This window comes from Ruegeria sp. AM4 (assembly GCF_056540665.1).
In genome coordinates this window covers 90,620-115,203 of sequence record NZ_JBQFXD010000004.1, presented here as the reverse complement: position 1 = coordinate 115,203, position 24,584 = coordinate 90,620, and the positions used below count along the sequence as shown (strand labels likewise).

Sequence of the window (24,584 nt, the reverse complement as noted above, 5' to 3'; positions counted from 1 at the left end):
AAATGATTGAAGCACGTTGTCAGGATTCAGCCACATGCTTTCGGGACAGCGGCTGACTGTTCTTGCGCGTTCAGTTAAGCTAGGGTGTCGTCATGAAGCTGATCCACCCTATCATCGCACGCTTGGTCATTTTGATCTATGCGATGTCTGTCGTGGGATCGACTGCAGTTTCGGCACTCGCCGCGGACCGGGTTGCCTTGTTGATCGGCAACTCGAACTATTCCACGCCAGATATGGCCTTGCGCAACCCCGTGAACGATGTCTCGGCGCTGGGCGACGCGTTGCGAGAGCTGGGGTTCGATGTCCTCGAAGCCCTGGATCAGGACGCCAGCATGATGCAGCAAGCCCTAACCGAATTTGGCACTGCCGCCAAAGGGGCGGATATGGCGGTGTTCTTCTATGCGGGTCACGGAGTGCAGATTGGTGGCGAGAACCACCTGATCGGCACCGATTTTCAAGGCAGCGATTTGAACGCGCTGCGCCGAAGCTCGATCTCGATAGATACGGTGCGCGACGTCATCGCCAAAGCAGGTCCGAAGGTGGGCATTCTGTTGCTGGACGCTTGCCGGAACAACCCGTTTTCCGACAGCGGGCTGGTGCAGCGCGGGCTTGTCAGAATACGAGGTGGTGCCGGATTGCTGATTGCCTACGCTACCGATCCCGGAAATGTTGCCTATGACGGCTTGGGTCAGAACAGCGTGTTCACGTCCAGCCTGCTGGATCATATTGCCACTCCTGATCTCGACATCAGGCTGATGCTGGGCCGGGTACGTCAACAGGTTGTATTGGAAACCGATGGGCGCCAAATCCCGTGGGTCGAAGAATCGGTTCTGGACGATCACAGCTTTGCGCCGGGGTTGCCGTCTCAAGCGGTGGAGGATGAAACCGCCGCCGATCTGGCGCATTGGCGCAATGTTTCATCCAGCTCTGATACTCAGGACTTTGAAGCATATCTGAAAAGTCATCCAGACGGTCTGTTTGCGTCCTTCGCGCGTGAAAGAATTGAGACGCTACAGGCTGGAGCTGATACGCCCTTGGCCCCTGTCAGCGCTTCGCTGTCGCAGGCCAATCCCGACCAGGTCGCAGCAGCGTTGCTTGCCTTGGGTCATCTGAGCGATAGCCAGACCCGCGAACTGGGTCCCGCGTTGAACAACTATCGCCGCCGACTGCCTGAGCAAGAGACTGCCTCGGCCGAGCGCCTGTACGAAGACGCTGCGCAAGTCTCGGTGTTTCTGGCGGCAACAACGCTACAAAGGCTGCGCACAGATATTGTCGCATTGCGGAGCGTCGAACGAACACTGGCCATTGCCGAAGGCGCTCTGGAACAGATCGAAGAGATTGCCCGGTCCAACGCAGATGCCCTGCCCGTTCTGCAACAGGCACGCAATGACGTCTATGACATCTACCGCTCGCGTGGGGTCATCCTGCGGCGACTGGACCAAAGCCGCAGCTATTATGATGAGATCATGAACCGTGCGGCAGTGTTCTTTCCGCCGGGTATTGACGGAACAATCATCAGCGGGGCAGCAGATGCGCGCGATTTGGGGTATGCAAATGCCCAATTGACCGACGACGCTGCCCTGTTCCTGCGCCATGTGGCACAGGTCGAAGACAGCACAAAAGGGAGTTACCAATGGCTGGCCGATCTCATTCCACCCGACTGATCGCTGCCGCGATGTCGGCGTCACTTGTTCTTTCGGCTTGCGGAGGATCCAAAGAAGCCCCTGCTCCGGAAGTCGCCGCAGGTGGAACAACACAGGCTGAGGCGGATCTGGCCAAACAGGCAGCCGCTTTGCAAAAGACCATTCTTCAGGGAGCGATTGCCGGGGGTGTTACCGGAGGCGCGATCGGATTTGGCCTGGGCGGGGATGATGACATCGGCAGCGGCATCGCCATCGGTCTTGGTGCAGGCGCACTGGCCGGAACATATGTCGGTTTTATTCAGAAGAAATACGCCGGGCGCGAGGCGCGGCTGAGACAGATCAAAAGCGATCTGGACAGCAACGCCGCCGAAATGCAGACGACATTAAACGTCATGAATCAGGTTCTGGCAGCTCAAAAGGCCGAGTTGGATGCGTTGAACGCCCGCGCTGCAGCTGGCTCCGTCGATCAGGCGGAATTGCAGCGCGAACTGGCCGAGGCCAATGGCAACCTGAGCCAGATGGAACTTGCCATCGACGGTGCGACGAAGCGGCAGGCTGAATTTGCCGAGGCACGAAATCTGACCATTGCCCGGGGCCAGAGCGCCTCGCCCATCGATGGTGATCTGGCTGCATTGTCAAACCAGATCACGCAGATGCGCGGTATCGCCAGCGATCTGGCCTCGTCGCTATGACCGGGTTGCCCGTGATGCGTTTTGCCCTTCTTCCCTGCTTTGCGCTTATGGCCTGTCAAACGACAACGGACCCGGCAGAGGGGGGCTTTTTTGCTGGTGTCTCCGGCATTACAACCGGGGCTTATGACGCGCGCGTCGAAGCTGCCGAAGGGGATGTTGCGGCGGCGCAGGCACGAAACGACGCCTTGGCGGCGCAGCTGCGCACCTCGGAATCCGAGCTTGCCCAACTGAAACTGAAAATCCTTCAGCAGCGCGATTCCATCGGTGGCGGGGACACTGCCACCGCCGCCAGAATTGACCGTGTCCTGAACAGCAATCCCCAAGGTGCGACGCCCGAGGCGCGGCTCGAAGCGCTACAGCGCAGCATTTCCGAGGCGCGCGCGCTCAGCGCGGATCTGGCGAAACTGTCGGGTTAACGGCGGGTCAGCCCTGGCACCCGCCCAATGCCCAGCGACGGAGGTTGACCTTTAAACCCCCACCAAACGGGTGTTCTTTGGTGACGTTGCCCGCCGCAGGCCGCTGCACATAGGTCTGCGCCTGATCGCAGAGCGATTCAGCGGTCCATTGATGGCAGTTCGAGCAGGTTTGTTCCTTCCAAAGCTCCTCCGGCAAGCCCTCGATCGGCGGAAATTGCGGAGAACCGGCAATCAGGTCCTTGATTGTCTGTCCCCGCACACGCTTGTTTCCGAAAGTCAGCACCGATTGCAGCGTGACAGCATCAGTTGCGCTGATCTGACCTGTATTGGTCCCTTCGGGCGCAGCGCCGCTGGGCTCGGCCTTACGGGTCACTGTTTCGTCTTTCAGCCGCAGGGCCGCAAGGCGCTCGACCGCTGCGTCCGAGAACGCGCCGCTTGGAAAACTGTGCAGGTAGACCTCGTAGGAATGGATCGTGTCGTCGGCCTGTGCCAACTCATACATTAGGCGGTCGGTTTCGGTCGCTTCGGCGATTTCTTCCTCTGCCGAAGGGGCCGCTGGATCGGTTGATGGTATCGTCCCAAAGGATTCAGCCAACACCGTCTGCAACAGCTCATTGGCCTCGTCCGAATGCAGACTGTCGGGATAGGTGCGCAGGAACAGCATGATCTGCACCGGGTCGCGACCTTCGACAACTTCCTGCCACTGCTCTTCTTCGGTCCTGTGCGCGATGATCTTGGTTTCGGTTTCAGGTGCAAAGGCGAAATCCTGCGTCAGAGATGATGTATCCCACGGTGTTTGCAGGCCACGGGTTTCACCCAGAACATCGACCCGGACTTTCTTGAACAATTGCTCGATCGCCATTCCCGGGGTTTCGATATGTTGGGCAAGGCTCAGTGTGAAAGGACTGTTTCCAGCGTTCCCGTCCAGAGCGACGCCGCCCGGATCGGTCGCGTAGGCCAGAAACGTGCCAGTCGGTGCTTTCATTTCGGCCAAACCATTATCATCCATATCGGCCAGATCTTCGAACGGGTTGTTGCGGCAGGCATCAAGAATCACGATATTTGTCCGGTTTCGGGCCGACGCCATCTGGTGCAGCACCGAGCGCGCCTCGACCGCCATCAGATCCAGGTCCGCCGGGTCGCTAAGCGAGATATCAACCGGCAAAAGATAGTTGGAACCAAATGACTGAACGCCGTGCCCGGCATAGTAGAACAGGCCAATCGCGTCTTCGCCGCCTTTACGCAGATCGCGGCCAAATTGTGCAATCGCGCGTTTCATATCGATTTGGTTGCTATCGGACAGGTGCCGAACCTCAAAACCAAGACCTTGTAATTTCTCGGTAATCAGCTTTGCGTCGTTGACCGGATTGTCCAGGGGCGAAACCGAGCCATACTCCGAATTGCCGATCACCAACGCCACGCGCGGCTCAGCCGCCCCGGCCACGGCCCAGGCTGCCGAAATCAACGCGATTAATAGCCCATAGATGCGAAGCACGTTTTGCCCCTTGTTTTTTTGCGACCCTTGCCCGTGACCTCGGGGGCACCAAGCCGCTTTGAATCTCTATATTCCGCTTTTTTGGCTTTCTTGTGGCCACGCCCTGTCATATTCCCAAAATAGTATCAAGCATAGGAAGAGGTTCACACATGCGGCGTTCAACCTTTATGCGAAATCTGATTGCCTTGGCAGCGGTATTTTCGGCAAGCGCCGCAATTGGACAAAGCGCCGACCCGTTCGAACATGGTTGGAAACTGGACGCCGAAGCCTCGGAACTGCAATTCTTGTCGGTGAAAAAGAATTCGGTCGCCGAAAACAGTGGGTTTGCAACCTTATCCGGCGTGATCGCGGCAGATGGTACGGCTGAAATCCGGGTGCAGATGGACAGTGTCGATACCAAAATCGACCTGCGAAATGTCCGTATGCGGTTTTTGTTTTTTGAAACATTCAACTTTCCCGAAGCGATCATAACCGCCCAATTGCCCGCCGATGATCTTGTCGACCTGCATCAGACGCGCCACAAGATCATCGATTTGCCCTACAGACTGGCGCTGCACGGCATCGAGAAGACCGGAACGGCGCAGGTGGCGATCACGCTAGTGGACAACGATCGGGTTGCCGTGGCCAACACGACGCCGATTGCGATTGCCCTGACGGATTTCAACCTTGAAGAAGGTCGCGCGAAACTGGAAGAGGCCGCAGGCGTCGATATCCTACCTTTCGGGTTTGTCAGCTTTGGCTTCGTGTTTGATCGCGCCCAGGCGGGGACGCCGCCGCAATTGGAACTGGTTGCCGCGACGCCGGGTGCCGCTGCGCTTGAAACCAAAGGCAATCTGGACCGGGCCGCCTGCGAGGGTCGGATGGAAATCCTGTCGCGGACCGGAAACATCTATTTCAACTCGGGTAGCGCGCGTCTTACAAACGATTCAATCCCGTTGTTGACCAACCTGCACGACATTGTTGACCGATGCCCCGAGTTGACGATCGAAATTGGTGGTCACACCGACAGCGACGGTTCTGAGGCTGCGAACAAAGCACTCAGCGAACGCCGCGCGCGGGCGGTGAACACCTATCTGGTCGAACAGGGGATCTCGCCGGAACGGCTGATAACTGTGGGTTATGGCGAAAGCCGACCGGTCGTGTCCAACGACACTGCAGATGGCAAACGCCGCAACCGCCGGATCGAGTTTGTGCCGGTGAACTGACTAAAAATGGCACCGCGCCGATCTTAGTCCTGTGCCAGAATTATTGGGTTGAACCCGCCGCTGCGCCATTGTTGAAGCGCCGCGATAAAGTTAGGGCCCGGGACACCGTCGATCGTGCTGTCGTAATAGCCAGCCTTTTGCAGCAGCGTCTGTACTTCGATCAGTGTTTCACGCGACCACTGGTCCGACGCCAGCGACAACTGGTTAAGGATTGCACCGTTATCTTCGGCCGCACCCCGCAGAAGCATACGCGCCGCCGCTGCCGGGTCACGCGGAATTCCTCGACCTTCATCCAGCAGGATCGCTGCAGCAAGATAGCCCTGATACTCACCATCGCGGGCGGCCTTCTGGAAATATTCAAGCGCCTGCGCGGGCTCTCCGGCAATTCCATCTTGCACCAGAACCCCAAGGTTGAAGGTCGCCTTGGCCGAGCCGCCATATGCGGCACGGCGCATCAGCGCGATGGCCCGGTTGTCATCCTTCGGCACGATCTGACCTTCGAACAGGGTTACCGCCAGATTGATCATTGCATCGGCACTGCCACCCTGCGCAGCGCGTTCATACAATTCCAGCGCCTTGTTCACGTCCTGCGCGACACCCGTCCCGCTTTCGTGCAATTGCGCAAGCGACACCATCGCCCGCAAGTCACCCTCAGCCGCAGCCTGTTGATACAGCGTCACCGCCCTCTCGACATCGCCGGCTGCGATTGTTGCCCGCGCCAGGAGGGCCACGTAATGCGGCAGATCGGGTGACTGTGCTGCAGCCGCGCTGCACGCCTGTATGGCTGTCAAAGCGTTTTCCTGCAAGCGGCTGAAAGGTACGCCGGGTACGCTGGCCGTCCGATCACGCGGGTGCGTGGCAAGACGTTCGCATATACCACCGGGAGAGCTGTCTTCGGGACGTGGGATCGATGCGATCAGCAGTTCCGCCTGATCCGCGTGACTGCCATCGGGGTATTGTTCCAGGTAAAATTCAAGCAAGGGCCGCATCCGGCTGCGCTGGGCAAGCTTCCAAAGACGCTCGGCCTGTTCGTCCTCATCTTCGACCGACAGCGCACGGGTCAATGTCTCGCCCTGCCCTGCCCGATCCAGAAAGGCCGTCACCTCTTCGGCGTGCGCACCTTGCGGATAGCGGTCGATATAAAGCTGCATTAGCGACGGTTCCTGCGCATTTGCGGCAACCTGCCACAGCAGGGTTTCCTCGGATGCCGTGACCGGGCTGTTGTCGAACCGGAATTGGCGTGTCAGCGAGGAATTGTCCCACGGGATCTGCCGCCCACCGGTCGACGTCAGAACATCCTTGCGCACCGAAATCAGCAGATCCGAAATATCCTGACCGGGAGTGTAGATGTGGCTTAGCAATGCTTCGGTGAAGAAACTGTTCCGCCCGGTCCCGTCATAGGCGACGTTATCCGGCTGGGTTGCATAGGCGAACAGAAAATCCGCAGCGCTGCCGACACGAGCAAGACCCTCACCCCCGACCTCTATGCCTGTTCCCTCGAATGGATTGTCGCGACAGGCGTCCAGAAACACCAACCGAATTCCGTCGGATCGCTCCATCCGCCCGACGAATTCCTCCATGGCGATGGTCTGATCGGGAATATCCTCGGCGCTCGACATCTGCGCGTCGACTGGCACCAGATAGTTCCGCCCGTCGACCTGAAAACCATGGCCTGCGTAAAACAGCAGAGACACATCTGAATCCGCCGCTGTCGCGCCATAGCTTTCGGCCAACGCCAGCATCTCGGCCCGCGTCAGGTCGGTGCCCAGAAACACATCAAAGCCCAACCCTTCCAGAGCGATGGCAAGGTCCGAGGCATCGTTGATCGGATTGTCCAACGGGCTGACGGACGCGTAATCGGAATTGCCGATCACCAGCGCGACCCGCTTGTCTGCCAGCGCCGCGCAGGCGCTGAGCAGCGAAAGGAAAATGGCAGCAAAGCAACGCATTACGAACACAGGCTGGATCTCCGGAGACTTACAGGCCAATGGCGCGCGCCAGACCGATTTCGGCCTGACCAACCGCGGCCACAATCGTTTCTACCTGTTGGTTCTGGATCGAGACAAGCTCTGGATCCGTCGCTCTTATCAATGTGATGGCTTTGCGAATTTCACGCTGGGCCTGACGGATCTCGCGTCGGGCGGCCTGCACCGCTTCGCGCCGAATGGCAGCGCGTTCTTCGGCGCTTGTGGCCAATGCCAGCTTGCGGTTGGCCTCTTCACCTGCCGCGCGAATACCGGCGCTGGCGCCGCGAATGATGTCGCCGACAGATTCCAGACCCGGTGGCAAGCCTTTCACGATTGCATCCAGATCAGACGCATAGTCATCCATCGCCTCGGCCAGACAGGCCAGATACTGACTGACGTCATTGCCTTCCGAGGCACAGGCGGCAACCTCGCCGTCAAACTCCTGCGAAGCGTTCTCTACTGTGCCCAGGGCTGCTTCTGCTTCGGCCACAGTTGTAATGGCTGTACCGCCACCGCCTTCTCCGGTGATCGTCGTATCCACCGTCGGCGTGACTTCAACGGTCGGTGTTGGAGGAACTGGAATGATCGTTGTGTCATCGGTTATGACCGCCGCACCGGGCAAGGCGCTAACCGAATAGACCTGTCCGCCGCTGCTGGTCGCCGAGCTTGTGCCAAGGGTGAACGTGGTCGCGCCGGGCGACGTGTCAGCGAAATTCAGGTTGCCAAAGATTTGCGACGTGCTGAGCGAATCTGACGGCGGACCGAACCTGTAGACCGATGGCCCCCCATAGACGGTTCCTGTGGTCGAGGCGCTGGACACCTCGCTTGCGGGCACAGCGACATCATCCGGAATGGCAAATAGAACTGGCGAGGTTGTGTAGTTCGCCGGGTTCGTGCTGCCGTTGCCAGGGGCCCAGACGCTGGTGAAATCCCAGCCCCGTGCCCGGGCGCGGTTGTAAAAGCTTTCGGTGTCCTGCAATTGCGATGTCGTCAGTGAGGTGCCCCCGGCGCTGCTGCTGACACCAGTTGTCTGCCGGTTCCAGAACGAATTTGTGACTGTCGCCGGAGAGGTGTTGAAAACGACCAGACCGCCGAACGTAGTCGAGGCTGAGCCGTTTGAGGTGATATCGCCACTCGCGTATGTGCGCTCGATCCGACCGACTGTACCAAAATCAAGGTTGATGTCGTTGTCGACCACCAGACCGCCGATCGTTACGGTATCGTCGATGCCGTTGGCCGTTATGTCAGACGTGGAATATGAGTCCTGAATTGTACCGCTGTTGAAGGTAACCAGACCGGCCCCAAACGCATCACCCATACCCGTCTGACTGGTCAGTATGACGGGACCGGAACTGTTTGACCGCTCGATGGTTCCGGTATTGTCACCAACCAAACCAGCGGCCGCGAGGAAATCATCAAACGCGTCTACCGGGGAAATCGCCTCGACCCGCGCGGTGCTGAAACTGTCTTCGATCGTGCCGAAATTTGACACAACCAGCCCGGCAGCGACAGAGCCGCCACCCGAATTTTCGGCCGTAACCGAGCCGCCGACCGAAACGCCGCTGATCAAGCCGTTGTTGATTACGGCAAGGATCGCGGCGGTTTCGCTGTCGATATCCGCATTGGTGATCGACAAGTTCGAGACAGACCCCGTCGGTCCGATCGTTCCAATGAACGCTGCGCTGCCGCCTTGATCGATGGTCAGCCCGTCGATCGAGAACCTGTTACCGTCCAGAGACCCTGTAAGACCGGCAATCGGATCGAAACCCCCGCTCCAGCCAGAGGTAACCGAAGCGTCGATATCGTTGACCAGTTCGAAATTGGAAGCACCCAGCCCCGTGCTTCCAATTCCCTGAAGCCCATAGACATCTGTTATCCGGTAGGGGCTGGCAGACGACCCGCTGCCACCGACGGCGCGCAAAAAGCTGGCACCATCCGCAATCGAAAAATCTCCTGCGGAGAAAGACGGGATCGAGCTACCGTTCTGTTCCCAAGACCCACTCGCCAAGGTAAACGAACCAACGTCGATAGCGCCGCCTGATCCGGTCTCGACTGTTCCGGCGGCATCAATCGTCAAACCCCCCAACGTCGCCGTGATTGCCGCGTTGATATCGATGTCGTTATCCGCAAGCAAAGTCAGCTCGTTCGCGCTGAACCAGGTAATCGCCTCTTCCACTGTGATATTACCGTCTTCGCCATCCGGACCACCGAGGCCAACCGGGGAGCCGCTACCCACTATGATTTCTCCGGCTCCAACAGTAGTGATTGTCACGTCCCCAAGGTCCAGGTTTGTAACGATTGTGGTTGGCGAAACCGTTCCGGGGGCTCCACTTGAATTGACCTCGATATCCGACGGGTCAAGCAGCAGTAAACCGTTGGACCCATAAGGCGCGCGCGTATCCGTCAGGCCCTGATAGGTGAGTTGGATCTTGCCCGACACTTCGACAAAGCCGCCGTCACCGCTCTGATCTCCACCGCGGGCCGAATTGAACCCGAAGAAATCAGTCGCATAGTCAGACCAGACGATGATCGTACCGCCATTGCCCTGCGCGCCACCATCGGCGATCAAGCGGCTGTCTGCATCAACCGTTGTCGTCTGCGCACGCTGCAAATCGCCCTGCCCCTGCAAATCGCCTCCGACACGGATCGACCCGCCATCAGCGGCACCCGCGCCGCTGGCATCCAGGGTCGCTCCGGCCAGTGCAATCGCTTCACCCGTGATTGTAATATCGCCTCCGGTTTGCGGGCGCACAACAGGCCGGGGAGAGCTTGCAACAAGCGTCCTGCGGGCAGATGTGTCGATCGTACCGCTGACCTGCACCGCCCCGCCCGAACCGCCCAGCACCACCGCACCCGAAACGCCGCCGACCGAGCGTGCTTCGATGACGCCAGACATGTTGACGACCTGCCGTGCGGCGTCGCGCGCGCTGGCAACCTCCAGATGCACAAGGCCCCCATCTGCCTCGATCCGGCCAGAGTTCGAGACCAGTGCTTCCATCGCGTCGTCGTCACTGTCCGAAGGCACGGCGACTTGCAAGAACCCGTCGCCGGATATGTCCAGCGTAACCTGCTCACCGGCGCCGAGCCCGACCTTGCCCAATGGAACCCGGATCAGGCCGGAATTCGATACACGCCCCCCGATCAGAGCCGCATAACCGCCGGGCACGATCGAGATTGTCCCGGCATTCTCAACCGCTGCGGAATTGCCGTTCCCGTTATATCGATACCGCCCGTTCAGGAAATCGTCATCGGTGATATCCAGCGTCGAGGCGACGAACCCGGCGGTGTTCACATGACCCGACGGTCCAATGAAAATACCGTTGGGGTTGACCAAATGAACCTGCCCGTTGGCATTCAGTTGCCCGTGAATTTGGCTGGTCGTGTTGCCGGTCACGCGGTTCAGCATGGTGCTGTTCCGTCCCGGTTGGTTGATGTCGACCCGTGATCCGCTGCCGATCGAGAAATCGTTCCAGTTGACGATCGCGGCGTCCGAGCCCTGATTGATCGTCATCTGCTGGCCATTCGGCTGTGTGATCGACACGTCACCAGCTGCGACCGAGCCGCCGCTCGGCAAAGACTGCGCAAGTGCGGTTGTGCCCCACAGCATCGCCGTGGCAGAAGCCACCGCAAAGAACGTTGTGTAAATCATTGAAAGTCGCTCAGAATCTTCGGCTTGCAACGATACTGAATCGGTTTCCGTCTGCCCCCAGGTCATCACGTTCACCTCTCCCATATTCCACTCGTACCGACCCGGACCGATAGGCCGAGTCCTCAATCGTAAACAGGTCAAAACCCAAACCATACGAAGATGCTTTGGTTGTGCGTTGTTCGACAATAGTAGGTTGTTCTATACCTAACACGCCGTAGGCGCCGAACAAATACGGTTTGAAAATCAATGGCATTCCGGCCAGTTCAACTTGTTGTGCACGCCCGACTTCGGTGCGCAGCACCCACCCATTGTCACCGCGCAGCTCTCCTGCGTCAAATGCCGAAAGCTCGCTGGAGCTGGCGATGTTGAACTGTTCCGAGGTCACCAGCGGATCGCCAAAGTTCTCTTGAATGCGCGCGTTGACGTTCAGCGACCAGTTCGCGTTCAGCGGGCGCTGATATTGCGCCGACAGCACCAGTTTGGTGAATTCCGCGCTGGCGCCCTGCCGCGACAGTGGTGTGTCATCCGGACCGATTGATGTGCTGGCCCCAAAGGCGTCCAGACCACGCGACAAGACCGCTCCGGTGCGCAGGAACGTGCCGTTATCATAGTTCCATATCGCATCAATTGTGGCCCGTAACACACTGAGATCATCGTCATAAACCGGCAGGTCCGTCGACCCGATTGTCAAATCCTGAGAATCGCTGACCCGGTCCAAAATCAATTGCGACGACAGGTTGTACTGCCTCGTCCGAACCCAAGGATAATAGAGCCGGAAAGACAGGCGCTCGAATTCGCTTTTGTTCGGTATCGGGTTCGCATCCGGCCGCGCCTTGCTGGACGTGGCCTCGACGTTGAATGTCAGCCCATTGTAGCCGATCGGAAACACCGTACCCGCCGCCAAAATGCGGTATTTCGCATCGTCCGAGAAAAACCGCGTGGGCGAGCCTCCGGCGCGGAAATAGAATGTCTCACCCATCTCGAGCGCGCCATTCACCTCGAGACCGAGGCTCAGGTTCACCGGTCCCAACTCATCCGACAGTGTATTATCGAAGCCGTATGAACCAGTATATTGTTTGAATTGCCCATCCAGCGTCAGAATGGTGCCGCCACGAGAATCTCCAGCGGATAGCGTCGAGGACAGCCTGATGCCGAAGATGTCGCCCGCTAGCAGCAATGCCCGTTCGATCTCTTGCAGGCGAACCCCGCGCTTGCCGATCAAAGGTCGGGTGATCGCAACCACCCGCTCGCGCGCCTGTTCAGGTACTTTTCCAGCATCGATCCGTTCGACAAACCCGTCGATCACGACGATGCGCAGGGTTCCGCCGTCGCGCAGCACCTGTTGTGGCAGCACCACGCGGGACAGCACAAATCCGGCGTTGGTATAGGCGTTTTCCAGTTGGCTGGTGGCTGCAAAAATCTCGGATACTGCCACCCGTTTGCCCGTTAGACGTTCGACAAAGCCGGAATTCGCGGCCTCCATCTGTGGCAATGCCCCTTCGATCTGAACCGCGCCGACGGTCACGAACAGCCGGTTGGCCCCTTCCGGAACAGGCGCGCCGGGATCGCGCGCGACGGTAACAGGACCCGTACTGCGTTGATTTTGCGGCTGAAAAGTAGATGGAGCCAGGTTCGATGCGCTTTGCGCCAATACAGCACCGGCAAAGAAACCGCTGCAAAGCATCAGGACTGCAAGCTGAACGAAACGCCGGATATGCATCATTTTTATGGCAACCTCAGCACATTAACCGACTTGGGCGTTTGAATGGAACGGTTTCAAGAAAATCCCAAACGATGGGCCAAAGCAAGGTTGATTTGAACATTAGTCCGCGCCTGTTGGAATTGCCCAACAGATGTGCATGCCCCGGGTCAGGGTTGTCTGTGTCGGAGTTCACAAAACTTGGTTTTTTCAGAAACTTTTATCGGTCGGACCGGATCACAGCAGACCACCGTCGAGCCATTCCTGAATCTTGTCGCGACTGACCTCGAAATGCATCGAGTCCTCGCGCCCCCATGCCGCCCCCCAGACCCAGCCTTCATCGCGGAAAAAATCTGCCAAGATCGTTAACCCAAGCTGGGTTTTGCCATCGCCCAAGGTGTCAAGAACGCCATCAATGTTCAGGTCGACCGCCAACCCGTAGGCATGTGCTGAGGCCGAAGAGGTCGCGCCCCGAATTCGACGTACGCACAGCGAACCGGCAGTATTGATCCGAGCATAGAGGTCCGGATCCGTGCGACGGATGTTTTCGAACACCGTGCGCAGAGAATCGACCGCCGGTTTCAGCATCCGTACGCGCACGGGGCCGACTTCTTCCAGAACCAGCTTTTCCTCAAGACGCGGGTTGGTCATCGACTGGCAGTCATCCGTCAGGTCTTCGCGCGGAAGTCCAAAGGTGTCTCGCAGGAACGAAGAATTCGCCAGCTCGAGCCCCTGATTGACCTTCTTCCGGTTGGCTATCAGCACAACTTGCGCATAGGCATCGATAATCTCGTTCGGCGTCGTCGCGTCAAAGCCATATTCATCCGCCGCATCGCCGGATTGCGGCAGCACCGAGCTTCCCCCGCTTTGCGACCGTGAAATCTCAAGCGACAACTGTTCGATCTGGTTGCGCATGTCTTCAACCTGTTGGCTGAGCATTTCGATCTCGATCCGCGCGCCTGAATCGATTGCGGGCCCCTCATAGTTTTCTTCGATAGGCACAATTAACGGAAAGACATACCACAGGATTGGTGCCAGAATAATAGCCACACCCAGGATGATCGCGGGAACGATACGCATGTCCTTATTGTTTCCTGTTTCCTGCCGCCTTCGGGTCTGAACCTAGAAGCCGTTCGCAGGGTTGTCACGTGGTTGCCTAAAAAATGTCTATCAGAAGTGTGACTTTCTTCATTGTTCGACATTTGGCCCAAGGGTAGGCTGTTGCGCAAATTGGTAGGGGAAAACCATGTCTAAAACGTCTTCAATCAAATTCTTCTGTGCTTCGGCATTCGCTGTTGCCTGCGCGGCGCAAGCTTCGCTGGCCCAAACCACGGAATTGACAGCGGACGAAATCACCGACGCGTTCAACAAGCAAAAGACCCGGGGTCTGGTCATCGTGCCATCGACTCAGGACAACGCCGCGACCAGCACGACGGAAACAACGGCCGTTGCTGCGGCCCCGGCTGAGTATCAGCCTGTTGCCGAGGAAGATCAGGTGAACATCCAGATCCGGTTCGATTTTGCCTCGTCCGCGCTGCGCGAAGATGAAAAGCCCAAACTGTCATCGCTGTGTCAGGCCATGAAGGGTGTCGACGTCAACGTGTTCCAGATCATCGGTCACACTGACAGTGCCGGATCGGCCGAGTACAACCAAAATCTCTCGCTGTTGCGCGCGAAAGAGGTTAAACGCTTTCTCGTCGGCGATTGCGGTATTGCCGACGAGCGGCTTGAGGTGCTTGGCGTTGGCGAAGCGGAACCCCTTAACAAGGACAACCCGCGCGCGGATGAAAACCGTCGCGTTGAATTCCAGGCTCTCGGCTGATCGCAACCGCAGCAAACAAACGAACTTGAGGGCAGCATGACCGAATCCCGCGCAGGCGACCTGTTTCAGCCGGGCGATCTGGTGAACAATACCTATCGGATCGAAGCGATACTTGGGCGGGGCGGTACATCTGACGTCTACAGGGCCCGCTCCGAGATCTCGGGGCGGCTTGCCGCTTTGAAGGTTCTGAAGGCGGAGTTTTCCAGCAACGACGACTATCTGGTCCTGCTGACCCGCGAGGAAGAAATCCGCGATATCCGCCATGACGCGGTCGTCCGGTATTCCGAAAACAACAGAACCGCGGACGGCCATGTCTATCTGGTGATGGATTATGTGGATGGTCCGGGTCTGGATCGGAAGCTGGCAGAAGGGCCAATGTCAGCGGGTGAGATTCTGACCGTCTGCAAAAGAGTGTGCGAGGGGCTGGAAGCCGCCCATGCCCGCAACATCGTTCACCGTGATCTGAGCCCGGACAACATTATTCTGCGCGATGGCGATCCGGCACAGGCGGTCATTATCGATTTCGGCATTGCCAAAGATACGAATCCTGGCGCTGAAACCATCGTCGGAGGTGAATTCGCAGGCAAATACGCCTATGCCGCACCCGAGCAACTGTCGGGCAAAACCGATCAGCGCACCGATATCTATTCGCTGGGTGCGCTTTTGCTGGCCAATTTCCGTGGCAAACGGGCCGAGGCCGGGCGCAATCTGCTGGAAGTCGTCGAAAACAAGAAAGACCCCTTGGACACTGACGGCGTTCCCGAGCCGCTGAAGTCGATCCTCGACAAGATGACCGCTCCCAACCCGGATGACCGGTACCAGACCGCGACCGAGGTTCTGCGCGCGCTTGCCACCGCCCGGACCGGAGTGGCGTCGACATCGCTGGCGTCGGACGATGATGCGACGGTGATTATCCCCAAAAGCAAGCCGCCGGAATCAGATTTGGCGATGGCTGCACCAGAACCCGCTGTCGAAGCGCCCGCACAGGCGCCGCAGCGGTCGCCGTCAAAACCCGCCGAACCTCGGAAATCACGCGGGGGCCTTGTCGCTGGTGTCGGCGTTCTGGCCATCGCGGGCTTGGGGGTTGGCGGTTACTTTGGAGGCGTTTTTGACAGTTTCCTTGGACCACAATACCCGGTCGTTTCGCCCTACACACTTGTTGCTGACAAGCGCGAAGGCCTTCCCCCTCGTATTGTCGGCTTTGTCCCTTCAGAAACCGCCCGCGACGCGATGACGGGTGAGATCACCGCGCAGGGTGGCGAAGTGGACCTTACGCTCGCGTCCGGTGACATTGCCGAAAACTGGGGCACCGCAGTGAACGATGTCATCAGCGCCGCCAAAGACCTGGACGCGTGGCGCCTGGTCGTTGACGGAAACGACGCAAAACTGACCGGGCAGACAACCGATCAGGCACTGCATACCGAGTTGGAACAGCTCTACTCTGCCGGGTTGCCCGCCGGACTACAGGGAAGCGCTGAGATCGAGCTTGAGCCTTTGTTCCTGCCTGCCTCCGAAATCCGGCCGATCCTGTCCGGTCTTGCCGATTGTGGGCCATTGCAACTGGTCGATGCGCCGACTACGGGCTATGGGCTCGAGTCTCCGATCCGCGTCAGCGGGACATTGGCGTCGCAGGACAGTCTGATCGGGTTGCAAACAGCCTTGACGGCGCTTGCGGGCGAGCGTCCATTGGACTTGCAGCAGGTTACGGTGTTGAACCCGCCGATCTGTCTGGTCGAAAACTTCCTTCCCCCTGCGCCGACAAGCGACATCTCGGTCTCGTATTTTATTGGCGAAGAGGGCGCCGCACCCATACCCAACCCATCCGGCGAATTTGCTGTCGGGCAAAATCCGGTGATCGATGTCGATCTGCCGGCGGATGTGCAAGACGGCTTCCTGTCCGTCACGATCGTTGATGTCTCGGGCAGCGTGTACCACCTGTTGCCTAATTTGAACCGCCCCGAAAACGATATCGCGTCGTTACGAGACGGGAACTCAGGTCCTATCTCAGTTCGAATTGCATATTCGCAAGATGAAAAGCTGGCAAACGACAGTTTGATCGCGTTCTCGGTCGACGAGTCATCTTTGGGCAAAAGCAAAATCCTTGTCTTCCATTCGGACGGCAAGCTGTTCGATACGCTCCGGCCGACAGAAGAATCCGCTGCCAGCTATGCTGAGGCATTGCGCGAGCAGGACCGAAACGTCGAGTCGCAGATCCTGTCTCTGGACAGCAGAATTATGACAACCCTGGAATAGTTAACGCGGTTCGGCCCCAGCCATGCCCTGCTTTTGCAAAGCCAACGCAACTACACTCCCTGCCCTGAAGCCATCGGCCAATCTGTCGGTTCAGGCTGTGCCTCCTCAGATGATGAAACTGCTGAGTTTGCTGGGGCTGCAGGGAACCGCAGGGGGGCAGGCCCGAGCGGATATGAAGCTTAATGCGATGCTTCCGGCAATGACGCCGGATATGTATCTCAAGGCGACAATGGCCGCGAATGCGCCCAATATCGCGTTGCCGCCGATCCTGCCGACCGATGGTGGTGGCGCGATTTCGATGATGATGAAGCTGGTCGCCACCGGTTACCCTCTGACCGATCCCCGCGCCTTGCTGGCCGAGGTTCAACAAGCGGTCGTCAGCCTTGCAAAAAACGTTCTGCCACAGGCGCAATCGATGCCGAAGATACCCGGCCCACAGATGCAGAACATGACGCTGGCTGCCAAAATGACACTAGCCCTGCGCGCGCAAGGGGTCTGTCCAATGGCGCTGGCAGGGCTCGATTTCTCGCACGAGGCGAAGATGGAAGTTGGCGAGGCAGGCGGATCGCGCGGCACCTGCTCGGCCGCTCTGAACTTTGCCGCCAAACTGCCGCGCATCACCATGCCCCCGTTCGCTTTGCCACTGCCAAAGGTCAATCTGGCGCGGCACTTGGCGCTGATGGCTCCGGCTGCAACTGCACCTGCGGCGATGGGGTTACCCGCCGTCTCTGATCCAAAGCTGATGCAGGCGTTGATGAGCCAGCTGGCAAACCTGTCAACCATCCCCGTGCCCAACTTGCCGGTGTCACTTGAGGATCTTCAGGCCATGGCGGATCAGTTGCAGGATCTCGCAACAATACAGGAAGCCTTTGGCCCTGACGCCCTGACCCCGGCTGGTGTGGCCCGCGTAAACGCGATGCTCAGCTATATCGCACGCCTCAACGTGCCTGTGCCGCTTGAAGCGCAGTCCCTGCAGATGCAACTGGACGCCTTGCCCAAGATCGACGACGTCACACAAGGTGCGCAGGCGACGCAAAGCAGTGCAATGAACCTTGCCGCGTCGATGAGCGTTCAGCCACCGCCCGTGCCAATTCTTCCTACGCTGGAAGCTTTGAAAAAACTTGCCAAATCTCTGCCGGGGCGACCTTTGGGCCCGTGCGACGCGTGCAATACGGATATCGGTGCGATCCGCGACAGTCTGGCCACAATGCAACTGCCGCCCCCGCCCACGTTGCCGCCACTGCCGGGCTTTTCCTAAGTCAGAGGATATCCACCACAACAACGGTGATATTGTCCGCGCCACCACCATCCAGGGCAACCTGAATCAACTGGTCGGCCACCGTTTCGATCGGCATCTCGGACAACGCTTTTTCCAGCATCGAGAAGGTCGCATATTTGCTCAGTCCATCAGAGCAGATCAGGAAACGATCGCCGGGCTGAACCTCTCCGCGGATTTTGTCCAACTCCAGGACACCACCAACCCCTACCGCGCGTGTGATAGCGTTTGACTGAGGGTGTTGTTCCGCCTCGTCCCAGGTCAACTGACCGGCCATCACCAAATCCGCAACCAGAGAATGGTCAGTCGTCAGCATCTGAATTTTGCCGTCGCGCAACAAGTATATCCGGCTGTCCCCGGCCCACAGGCCGACAAAATGCCCATTGGCCAGCATCATGCAGGCTACGGTGGTCCCGATTGTTCCACCGCCGCGCGCCTCGGCCTCTTGACGGATCACGTCGTGCGCACGCTCGATAACTTCGCGCAAGGCACGCAATCTGTCTGATGGGGCCAGTCCCGGCGGCATCGCTGCCACCATGTCCGCGACGAGGCGGCTGGCATAATCTCCAGCCTCATGACCGCCCATGCCATCGGCCACCAACCAAAGACTCTCTTCAGGCAAAGCCAACACCGCATCCTCGTTGACTTTGCGCCTCAGGCCGACATGGCTGCGCGCGCTGTACCGAACGCGATGACTTGAATTCATAGTGGCCTGGCCTCGGTCCAGAGTGCGGCATGTAAGTTGAACAAACCTTGCATGTTTGGCCCATCCGGTAAACCTTCGCAAACCATCATCCGGGGCACTCCGCCAATTTCGGTGCTCCAAATGCTGGGACTGCGATAACTTTGCGACATCAACCCCGATGCCAGATCAGGCAGCAAGTCGTCCGAGCCCTCTCCACGGGTTAGAACCGTGGTTTTCCCATGCCCACGTACAGGCGCTGTCGGGCGCTGCTGCGGCGCGACCAAACCGGCCAACCCCTCGGCCAAGCGGTCGCGGGTCATATCGTCCTCAAGACAAGCCAGCGCAAGGTCTTCGAGTTGCAGAAAGGCGTCCGAGGCCCGGAGATGAGCCAGAATGGCCGACCCTTCGTTGGACAAACCGGCCACCAACGTCAGCGGAAATCGCCGCCCCACCCGATCGACCGAGGGCATCAGAACCCCCAACATCTTTTGCGGACCGGCCAGTCCGGGTGACAGACAAAACCGCCAGATCGGTGCTGACATGTAATGCTCATCCCAGGCCTGTCCCAACGTTTGTGAGGCGGCCAACATGCTGCGCTGTATCCACTCATCCCAAGGCTGCACAAAGGACTGCGCGACACCAAGCCGGAAGAAATCCCCTACCGAAGGCATCTTACCGAATGCGCCAAACCCCGGTTGTTGCATCAAAACGACTTCGGACAGCTGAACTTTTGCATGGCGGGCAGCGCAAACGGGTTGATAACCGACCCCGATTGCAACTGGAAAATCGCGATACGGCCACCGACGTTAAAGATCACTTTCTTGCGGTCAGAGACATTTGTCCGGCGCACTTCGGCGGCATCCAGCAAACGGAACCACGCCCACGGTCCGTCCTTTGACAAAACGCTTTCAATGTTCCGTTTCTGCGGCTCGAACGTGACACGTGCCAGACCGACGGAACCGGGCCATGTCACCGCCATTGGGGACGGCAACCCGCCCTTGTGGCGGAATTCAAGCGATTGGCCATCGATCTCTAAAGTGACACCCTTGGCTTTTGGGTCAAGTGCCTCGGGCATGATCTGGAACTGGATCTGCGGCTGCGGTCCGTTGGCGAAGAATGCTTCTCTGATCTCGGCTGCATATTGGAACTGGGTCAGAACGGCCTGGCTGATCCCCAGATCCGTGGCGTTGACCCCCGATTTCCACGACCACGGCCGCGTGCGCATATCCACGTGCTTGGCCAGACTGTCATTGAAGAAATTGTCGATCAGCCCCTGTGGCCCAAACAGCTTGGCAAAATCGCCCATTGCCACATCTGCACCCGACCTGCGATTGAACGGATACCGGTCAGACACGACCTGTTCGCAGAACGGCAGAACATTCGCCTGCCAACGCGCATTGATCGAAGCACGTGTGCTGTCCGAGGTAATGCCGGATGATCCATCGATAATCTGAACCGCCCATCTTTCCATCGGCCCCGGAATACGCGCCGCCTCTTGCTGGAACCGTTGCAGTGCTTGCCCGGTTTCACCGCCGGATACACCACTGAACGACATCTTGTTCAATTCCTGATAAACCTCAGTCAAAGATCCGATCAGAAGGTCCAACTGCGACGGCTGTCCTTCCTGTTGCTCAACAAGCTGATGCAACCAGTCAAAGCGTTCTTCGACATATTGACCGGGTTCCTGAACGGGCTCGTTGGTTCCGACCCCGCTCGACTTTGCCAGCGCTTCAAGCAAAATCTGCGTCTGCACCGAGGTTGCAGATTGCAATTCGAGGCTGGCAGCGTCGGATAGACCTTCGTTCAGGGCGTCATTCCCAGCCAGTACCGAGCGGCTTTCGGTCAGCCTTGTCTCATCCGATATCGAATTGAGGACATTTACGATAGGCGATGTCGGCCCGGACAAAACGTTTGTGACCTCAACCGCATGGCTCAGGCTTTCCATGGGCACGATGTCGATATCACCCAGCATCGCATCATAGCGGGCGATGTAGTCGTTGTAGTACAAGTCCAGAACATCCCGGCTGAGCGCAGCAAGCGCCTGTTCGGTCTGTTCAGCCTCGCCCCGAGGGCCCAAAACCCAGCTTTCCTTTTGAACGCGTTTGGCCACACCGACCGCCTCGCCCAGAAAGACGTTGTTGAAGCCGTTATAGGTGAAGATACCTTCGATGCCTTCGTTCAAGGGCTTACCCGAGGATCGTACCAGCACACGCCCCACGGCCGGGCCGCCCACATCGGTGATCCGCCATTGTGGCAGTGCCGTTGCTGCGGGGCTGGAGACGATGCCGTTATACACACGCTGAGCCAGCGGCAGCTCTGACAGAATGCCTTGTATCTGATCGACCATCGGGCCGTTCAACGCCACTTCTCGCATCGGTTGGCTGAGAAGCGCATCCAGATGGTCGTTCAGGTCCGCCCTGAATTCCTCGCGCGAGGGGCCGGGAAAGGACACCGTCCAATCGATGTTCATCCATTCCTTGACCAGATCCTGGTTCATCGGTCCTTGCAGGCCCAGCATCAGATAGACCTTGAGCGCCTCATACAGCACATCCGGGTTGTTGATGTTGGCGCTCATCTGCTCTTCCAGTCGCAGCAGCAGACGGGGCAAGAACCGTTGGTTCAGCGCAGCGCGGTAGGTTTGCGCGGCCTGTGTACCAATCACTTCGCCCTGATACAGCCCGTATGTCAGGCGTCGTTCCGGGTCCGGGTCGCTAAGCGTCGGGTTCGCGGGCAAATCGCGCAATGTATTCAGCGCCTGAACAACAGGCACCAAATCCGTATCGCCCACAGGGCTGGGCGGTAGCGTTGCTGCGGCGGCCTGATAGGAAGATACGCCTTCTTGCGCTTCGGCAATCAGGTCGGAATTGCCCATGAAACTGCGCACCAGCAAGGCGCCAACGCCAATCGCGGCCAAAACCGTCGCTGCAATCGACACCCATTTGGTGATCTTGTAGCGACGCTCGACCTTGTCATCGGCGCTGACCAGACCAGCCTCGCGGAAGATCACTTGATCGAAAAGACGTGTCAGGAAATAAGACCGGCCCGAGCCCTGCCCCGAGCCTATCGCCTGACGGCCAATTCCGAAGGTCCGCGCCATGCCCAGCATCAGACGGTCAATCGGAGTTCCTTCTTGTGTGCCAGAGGTGAAATAGACCCCGCGCAGCATATGCCGGTGTTGATAGCGGCTGTCCTGGAACACTTCGGTCAGGAACTCATGCGCAACCTTGCGGACCGAGGCAACCTGCATCGGGAAACCCGCAATCAGTGCGCGTCGCTGTGGATCGGTCTCGGTCTGCATCCGCTCGAGCGATTGGGCATTCAGCCGTCCCAGCAGCAAGGCGAACTCTTCATCAAATGCCGCAACAGGTGATTGTTCTGAACGGGACTTGTCCAGCGGCAGAGTAAAGCCCCAGACTTGTTCGCGATCTTCCTTGCCCAGATTATCGTGGAACTCGGCAAAACCGGCGATCAGGTCCGCTTTGGTGAACAGGATGTAAACGGGGAATCGAACGCCCAGTTTCTCACGCAATTCTTCTAAGCGACGACGTACGGCCTTTGCATGTTCTTTCTGCGTGATTTCGTCTTGCAGAGACAAATCAGACAGCGAAATCGCAATCATCGCACCGTTGATTGGCTGGCGTTTGCGGTACTTCTTGAGCAGGTTCAGGAACCCGATCCACGCTGCGTTGTCGACCTCGGCATCGCTTTCCTGCGTCGTATACCGGCCCGCCGTGTCGATCAGAACGGCGTTTTCGGTGAACCACCAATCACAATTTCGGGTACCACCGACGCCGCCGATGGCGGTTTTCCCCAACTCTTCGGCCAACGGAAAGTTTAGCCCCGAGTTGACGATCGCGGTGGTTTTGCCCGCACCCGGAGGACCGATCATCACATACCACGGCAGTTCGTTCAGATGCCTGCGCCCGTTCTTTGATTTGCGCAACGCGGCCATCGCGGTTTTCAGTTTGCCGCGCAGTTCCGTGATCTCGCTATCGATCATGTCGCCGCCATCGCTGACGGATTCCGTAATCTCTTCGGTCAGTTTCTTTTCACGCCGACGGCGCACAAAGAAGATGATCAGTGCGATGGTCAGGAAGATAACGTAGATGATCCCGCACCAGATCAGGCGCGCGGTCATGCTATCCAATGGCCGCCAGTCATCCGACCCGATCAACGGGCCAAAGAAATACAGGCTCAGCGCCAGAACGGTGGCTGTAAAGAACAGCACCGTGTAGATCGACATGAAGATGAATTTCAGAACTTTGAGGAAATACATCAGTTCTCCTCCTGAACCAGCAGGACTTCGATACGGCGATTGGTCGCCCGGCCCTCGCGGGTTGAGTTATCAGCTATGGGTTCGCTATCCGCACGGCCTTCGGCGCTGAGGCGATTGGGATCGGTCATATCGCCTGCCATCTGGTTCATCACCGATTTTGCACGGGCCAGAGACAGCGCAAGGTTGGACGGGAACCGCGACGACCGGATCGGGACGTTATCGGAATGGCCTGCGACAATGACGGAACCGGGCTCGTCGTTCAATGCAACTGCCACACGGCGAACCGGTTCACGGAACCGGTCCTGAAGATGGTCAGACCCTGACCCGAACATACCCGACCCCTTGATGCGAATGATCAGGGTGTTGCCTTTCTCGAAGACCTCGACCAACCCTTCGTCAATCTCGGGCTTCAGGAAGGCGACAACTTTTTCGACCTGCGGCTGCGCCTGCGGCGGCGGTGGAGGCGGCGGGGGCGCCCGTCGCTGCAGCTCGGCCACCGGGCCCGCATCGATCACCGACATCTGACCCACAAGGTTTTCTGTCCGGTTCGACAAGGCGTAAGACAGACCGCCGAATTCGATCATCAGCAACAGCGCGGTCACGCCAAGGGCGATCCAGACCGGCTTCCACATGCTGAGCGCGCGGTAGGGTTTATCGACCCCTTCCCAATGCGGGGCCAGATCGCGTTCCACATCCCCACGTTGCGCGCGAATGATCCGGGCCAGACCCTGCCTGATCTGCATGTGCTTGTCAGGGCCACCCTGTTCGACCCGGAGGCGGCCTTCGAAGCCCAGCGACAGGCACATGTAAACAAATTCCAGAAGCTCGATGTTGTTGGCCGGGTCCTGTTCCAGACGCGCCAGCAAATCGTAAAAGCGATCTCCACCAACGGTTTCGCGGTGGAAAGTCCCCACCAAAGACTGCGTGGCCCAGCTGGATTGCCCGCCCCATGGAGTGTTTAGCACCACATCGTCCAGCGTCGCACACAAAGCATATCGTGCAATCTTGACCGTCTGCGCTGGGATACCTGCCTGCAACGCCGCATTTTCAAAAGCGCGCACCTCGGCCACAACGCTCTGGCGCAGCTTGTCCGGGTCCATGTGCTGCGCCCGGTTGCGAATACGGCTGATCAGCGAAAACAGCGGGGCCGCACAGGCGTTCAGGCGGTTCATTCCCGTAACGGCAACATCTTCGCCAGCACCCTGCGGAGGTTTCGTTTGTGGTGCCTGAGGCTGGGGTACACCAAAGCCCACACCGCCGGTATCAGCCGCCGGCGCCTGTGGCGCCAAGGGCTGCTGCATCGGGTCGGGATACCCTGCTGGCTGTTGCGGAACCGCTGGCTGCTGCACACCACCCGATTGTCGACGCCCACCCGGATTGGGTCGGATCACCGTCTTGTCGGTATCGTCCGGTTCTGCAAAAGGATCTTTGTCGGACATCGCTTGACCTGTTTCCTCAAGGCTCCCGCGTCACAGTGTGACCCACATGGGTAGCCCTATCAAATTG

At 58.5% G+C, this 24,584-nt stretch carries 16 protein-coding genes; 7 read left to right on the top strand and 9 right to left on the bottom strand.

The features are described from left to right. Nucleotides 1-92: 92 nt before the first annotated feature. From ACR0JA_RS10150 to ACR0JA_RS10140, 3 genes are read left to right on the top strand one after another with little or no spacing between them, the layout of a single operon-like run. Complete coding sequence (locus ACR0JA_RS10150) at nucleotides 93-1,664, top strand: caspase family protein (protein WP_480573620.1); 1,572 nt, start codon at nucleotides 93-95, stop codon at nucleotides 1,662-1,664. Continuing rightward, nucleotides 1,634-2,335 carry a hypothetical protein gene (locus ACR0JA_RS10145; RefSeq protein ID WP_480573617.1) on the top strand — a complete coding sequence of 234 codons (702 nt, stop codon included), beginning with the start codon at nucleotides 1,634-1,636 and terminating at the stop codon, nucleotides 2,333-2,335. Before ACR0JA_RS10150 ends, ACR0JA_RS10145 begins: the two co-directional genes overlap by 31 nt. Nucleotides 2,336-2,349: 14 nt before the next feature. Next, the gene (locus tag ACR0JA_RS10140; RefSeq protein ID WP_480573614.1) at nucleotides 2,350-2,751 is read left to right on the top strand and encodes a hypothetical protein; all 402 of its coding nucleotides are present in this window, start codon (nucleotides 2,350-2,352) and stop codon (nucleotides 2,749-2,751) included. Between the two features lie 7 nt (nucleotides 2,752-2,758). Here the strand turns inward: ACR0JA_RS10140 and ACR0JA_RS10135 are convergent, their stop codons facing one another. Further along, the gene (locus ACR0JA_RS10135) at nucleotides 2,759-4,246 is read right to left on the bottom strand and encodes a caspase family protein (RefSeq protein WP_480573611.1); all 1,488 of its coding nucleotides are present in this window, start codon (nucleotides 4,244-4,246) and stop codon (nucleotides 2,759-2,761) included. A 149-nt stretch (nucleotides 4,247-4,395) separates the two neighbouring features. On the opposite strand from ACR0JA_RS10135, the gene ACR0JA_RS10130 reads away from it, so the two are divergent. Beyond that, complete coding sequence (locus tag ACR0JA_RS10130) at nucleotides 4,396-5,451, top strand: OmpA family protein (protein WP_480573608.1); 1,056 nt, start codon at nucleotides 4,396-4,398, stop codon at nucleotides 5,449-5,451. Nucleotides 5,452-5,474: 23 nt separating this feature from the next. Here the strand turns inward: ACR0JA_RS10130 and ACR0JA_RS10125 are convergent, their stop codons facing one another. The 4 genes from ACR0JA_RS10125 to ACR0JA_RS10110 form a co-directional block, all read right to left on the bottom strand. Beyond that, nucleotides 5,475-7,400: a caspase family protein gene (locus ACR0JA_RS10125; protein ID WP_480574219.1), complete on the bottom strand. Its 1,926-nt coding sequence runs from the start codon at nucleotides 7,398-7,400 to the stop codon at nucleotides 5,475-5,477. A 28-nt stretch (nucleotides 7,401-7,428) separates the two neighbouring features. After that, the gene (locus ACR0JA_RS10120) at nucleotides 7,429-11,067 is read right to left on the bottom strand and encodes a two-partner secretion domain-containing protein (RefSeq protein ID WP_480573605.1); all 3,639 of its coding nucleotides are present in this window, start codon (nucleotides 11,065-11,067) and stop codon (nucleotides 7,429-7,431) included. A gap of 10 nt (nucleotides 11,068-11,077) precedes the next feature. Further along, nucleotides 11,078-12,790, bottom strand: coding sequence for a ShlB/FhaC/HecB family hemolysin secretion/activation protein (locus ACR0JA_RS10115; protein WP_480573602.1), 1,713 nt, complete (start codon nucleotides 12,788-12,790; stop codon nucleotides 11,078-11,080). 213 nt (nucleotides 12,791-13,003) lie between these two features. After that, nucleotides 13,004-13,846 (bottom strand): M15 family metallopeptidase, encoded by an 843-nt coding sequence (locus ACR0JA_RS10110; RefSeq protein WP_480573599.1) that lies wholly within the window; start codon nucleotides 13,844-13,846, stop codon nucleotides 13,004-13,006. Nucleotides 13,847-14,012: 166 nt separating this feature from the next. On the opposite strand from ACR0JA_RS10110, the gene ACR0JA_RS10105 reads away from it, so the two are divergent. The 3 genes from ACR0JA_RS10105 to ACR0JA_RS10095 all read left to right on the top strand — a co-directional run bounded on the left by ACR0JA_RS10105 (nucleotide 14,013) and on the right by ACR0JA_RS10095 (nucleotide 18,099). Further along, entirely contained in the window at nucleotides 14,013-14,588 is a 576-nt protein-coding gene (locus ACR0JA_RS10105; RefSeq protein ID WP_480573596.1) for an OmpA family protein, read from the top strand. 36 nt (nucleotides 14,589-14,624) lie between these two features. Beyond that, complete coding sequence (locus ACR0JA_RS10100) at nucleotides 14,625-16,841, top strand: serine/threonine protein kinase (RefSeq protein WP_480573593.1); 2,217 nt, start codon at nucleotides 14,625-14,627, stop codon at nucleotides 16,839-16,841. Nucleotides 16,842-16,953: 112 nt separating this feature from the next. Then, complete coding sequence (locus ACR0JA_RS10095) at nucleotides 16,954-18,099, top strand: hypothetical protein (RefSeq protein ID WP_480573591.1); 1,146 nt, start codon at nucleotides 16,954-16,956, stop codon at nucleotides 18,097-18,099. Nucleotide 18,100: 1 nt separating this feature from the next. Here the strand turns inward: ACR0JA_RS10095 and ACR0JA_RS10090 are convergent, their stop codons facing one another. The 4 genes from ACR0JA_RS10090 to icmH are packed head-to-tail and all read right to left on the bottom strand — an operon-like array spanning nucleotide 18,101 to nucleotide 24,517. Continuing rightward, complete coding sequence (locus ACR0JA_RS10090; RefSeq protein ID WP_480573588.1) at nucleotides 18,101-18,823, bottom strand: PP2C family protein-serine/threonine phosphatase; 723 nt, start codon at nucleotides 18,821-18,823, stop codon at nucleotides 18,101-18,103. Next, nucleotides 18,820-19,506: a type VI secretion system-associated protein TagF gene (gene tagF, locus ACR0JA_RS10085; RefSeq protein WP_480573585.1), complete on the bottom strand. Its 687-nt coding sequence runs from the start codon at nucleotides 19,504-19,506 to the stop codon at nucleotides 18,820-18,822. The genes ACR0JA_RS10090 and tagF overlap by 4 nt, the downstream gene beginning before the upstream one ends. Next, on the bottom strand, nucleotides 19,506-23,078 hold the full coding sequence (gene tssM / locus ACR0JA_RS10080; RefSeq protein ID WP_480573582.1) for a type VI secretion system membrane subunit TssM: 3,573 nt from the start codon (nucleotides 23,076-23,078) through the stop codon (nucleotides 19,506-19,508). The genes tagF and tssM overlap by 1 nt, the downstream gene beginning before the upstream one ends. After that, nucleotides 23,078-24,517: a type IVB secretion system protein IcmH/DotU gene (icmH, locus tag ACR0JA_RS10075; RefSeq protein ID WP_480573579.1), complete on the bottom strand. Its 1,440-nt coding sequence runs from the start codon at nucleotides 24,515-24,517 to the stop codon at nucleotides 23,078-23,080. Before icmH ends, tssM begins: the two co-directional genes overlap by 1 nt. Between the last annotated feature and the right edge of the window lie 67 nt (nucleotides 24,518-24,584).